At 74.1% G+C, this 3,089-nt stretch carries 2 protein-coding genes; both read right to left on the reverse strand.

Annotated features, from left to right (window positions below; all coding sequences use genetic code 11):
• Positions 1-48: 48 nt before the first annotated feature.
• Complete coding sequence (locus tag HCN56_RS24765) at positions 49-1,074, reverse strand: LacI family DNA-binding transcriptional regulator (RefSeq protein ID WP_167974773.1); 1,026 nt, start codon at positions 1,072-1,074, stop codon at positions 49-51.
• Between the two features lie 291 nt (positions 1,075-1,365).
• Positions 1,366-2,994: a polyamine aminopropyltransferase gene (locus HCN56_RS24770; protein WP_167974775.1), complete on the reverse strand. Its 1,629-nt coding sequence runs from the start codon at positions 2,992-2,994 to the stop codon at positions 1,366-1,368.
• Positions 2,995-3,089 lie beyond the last annotated feature (95 nt).

The raw sequence follows: 3,089 nt of genomic DNA on the forward strand, positions 1-3,089 counted from the left end.
GGCGGGCACGGGCCGGCGGCCGTGCACGGGCCGGCGGGCGCGGCGGGCTCAGCCCGGCGGCGGGCCGGAGCTGGCGCGCACCGTGAGCGACGGTGCGATCAGCTCCTGCCGGGGCACCGGCTGTCGCGCCAGGGCGGACATCGCCAGCTCCACCGCCCGTCGGCCCATCTCCTGGGCGGGGACCGCCACCGAGGTGAGGCGGACCGAGGCGCGTGCGGCGATGTCCTCCGGGCCGATGGCGACCACCGACACGTCCTCGGGCACCGCGCGGCCCTGCCGGCGCAGCACCGACAGCAGCGGTTCCACGGCGGGTTCGTTCTGCACGACGACGCCGGTGGTGCCGGGGCGTTCGTCGAAGATCCGGCCGAGGGTGTCGGCGATGGCCGCGTAGTCGCCGTCGCAGGGGCGGTGCAGCAGGCGGACGCCCAACTCGCGGGCCCGGGACTGGACTCCGCGGACGGTGCGCTCCGCGAAGCCGGTGTGCCGCTCGTAGACCGCGGTGGCCTCGCCGACGAAGGCGAGTTCGCGGTGGCCGAGTTCGGCGAGGTGCTCGACGCACAGCGCGCCCGTGGCCTCGAAGTCGAGGTCCACGCAGGTCAGTCGATCGGGAGAGCCGGGGAGGCCGATCAGGACGGCCGGCAGCTCGCTCTCGCGGAGCAGGGGGAGCCGTTCGTCGTCGGTCTCGACATCCATGAGGATCACCGCGTCCGCCAACGAGCTGGCCATGACGCGGCGGAGCGCGGCCGGCCCCTCCTCACCGGTCAGCAGCAGCACGTCGTGACCGTGGCTGCGGGCGGTGGTCGCGACGGCGACCGCGATCTCCATCATCACCGGCAGGTACATGTCCGTCCGCAGCGGCATCATCAGCGCGAGGATCTGCGAGCGGCTGCTGGCGAGCGCGCGGGCCCGGGCGTTGGGGTGGTAGCCGAGGGTGCGGATGCTGGACTCGACGCGCTCCCGCGTCGACGGCGAGATGGATCGCTTGCCGCTGAGTACGTAGCTGACCGTGCTGGCGGACACCCCGGCGTGCCGGGCGACCTCGGCCAGCGTGACCGCGCCGGTGGTGTCGGTCATCCGGTCGCCTCTCACGGGGGTGGCGGGTGGTTCGCAGGGCTGCGTTGAAGCGCTTCGACGCTGCTTCGCGCTGCCTCGACCAGGATAGGTGAAGCACCTGGGAATGCCCCCCGGGCGGCGGGCGCCGGACGCTGTCGAAGCGCTTCAGGAGCCGGTCCGCCGCGTCGGCCGGACCCAGGGCGCCGGCCGGGACGGCGGAGGGACGGCGAAGGGACGGCGGAGGTCCCGGCGGAGGTCCCGGCGGAGCCGCCGGCCACCCCCGGCCCGCCGGTGCACGGGCGGGCGGGGTGGTCAGCCGCCGTGCTCCCACTCGCTGCGGGCGTACTGCACCACGACCGGGTCCATGAGGGTGCTGGGACGGACGTCGGCGCGGCGCCGGTCCACCGGGAAGACGGTGGCCGCCTCCAGGACGGCGTCGTCGATGAACCGCAGCGGCGGTGCGTCCGGCGCCAGTCGGAGCGGCGCCGGCGCGCTGCCGTCGCCGGCCGCCGGTGCGCCCGCCGCCGTGGAGGCGGGGACGACGGCGGGGGAGGACGCGTCCTCGCCCGCCCCGGGCGTACGGGCCAGCAGGAACCCCCAGTTGCCGAAGCTCGGCACGTCCACCTGGTACGGAGTGGTGGTGAAGCCGGCCTCGGCGAGGGTGGCGTCGATCGACCAGTAGGACCGCGGCGCGAAGAACGGCGACCCGCCCTGCACCGCCAACGCCCCGTCGTCGGCGAGGATCTGGTCGACGACCGTGTAGAACTCGACGCTGTAGAGCTTCGCGGTGGGGGCGTCCTCCGGGTCGGGGAAGTCCGCGATCACCACGTCGTACGGTCCCGGCGCGGTGCGCGCCCAGTTGAACGCGTCCGCGTTGACGACCTCGACGCGCGGGTCGGCCAGCGCGTCCTCGTTCAGGGTGCGCAACGGCTCCCAGGAGCGCGCCAGTTCGGTGACCTCGGGGTCGAGGTCCACCAGGGTGACCGACTCGACGTCGTCGTACTTCAGGACCTCGCGCACCGCGAGCGCGTCGCCGCCGCCGAGGACGAGCACCCGCGAGCGGGGCCCGGCCATCGCCGGGTGCACCAGCGCCTCGTGGTACCGGTACTCGTCGATCGAGGAGAACTGGAGGTCGCCGTTGAGGAACAGCCGCATGTCGCGGGCGCCGGTGAAGGCGAACGCCTCCGTGACGACGACCTCCTGGTAGTCGGTGCGCACCGCGTGCACGATGGGGTCGCGGTACAGCTGCTGCCGCGCGGTGACCTCGATCCGGTCGGCCAGCACGTAGGCGGTGCCGAGCATGCCCAGCACCAGCGCCATCACCACCAGCAGCCCGGTGCGGACGATCGGCCGCAGCTGCCGGCGGAAGATCCACACCACCACGGCGATGCCGAACACCGCGTTGACGGCGCCGACGACCAGCGCGCCCTTCAACTGGCCGAAGACGGGGAGCAGCAGCAGCGGGAAGCACAGGCCACCGACGAGGGCGCCGATGTAGTCCACCGCGAACATGTCGGCGACGGCGCTGCCCGCCTCCTGGCGGCGGATGCGCTGGAGCAGCGTCATCAGCAGCGGGATCTCCGCGCCGATGAGGACGCCGACGACGAACGCGATCACGATCATCGCGGGCGTGTAGACCTGGAGCCAGGCGAACATCGCGTACAGCACCAGGACGGAGAGCCCGCCGATCAGCGCCAGCAGCCCCTCGACGAGGGCGAACGCCCCGACGGCGCGCCGCTGCAGCGGCTTGGCGGCGAGCGAGCCGACGCCCATGGCGAAGACCATCACCGACAGCACCAGCGAGGTCTGCATGACGGTGTTGCCGACGAGGTAGCTGCCGAGCGTCACCAGCGCCAGTTCGTAGGCGAGGCCGCAGGCGGCGCAGGCGAAGACCGAGAACAGCAGCAGTGCCCGCGCGAGTCGGGGGCGTGAGCTGGGCAGGTGGCCGCCGGGCGGCGGCCCGGCGCCGGGCCCGCCACCGGGCGGGCCGCCGTCCGCTGCGGCTTCGGCCCGGGGCCCGTCGCTCGGGTCCGCGT

Origin of the sequence: Streptomyces lonarensis (genome assembly GCF_012033735.1) — a bacterium.
Lineage (GTDB): Bacteria > Actinomycetota > Actinomycetes > Streptomycetales > Streptomycetaceae > Streptomyces > Streptomyces lonarensis.

Bases quoted from the DNA above. Each gene is read 5' to 3' on its own strand.
- HCN56_RS24765 (WP_167974773.1), bottom strand. From the start codon at position 1,074: ATGACCGACACCACCGGCGCGGTCACGCTGGCCGAGGTCGCCCGGCAC.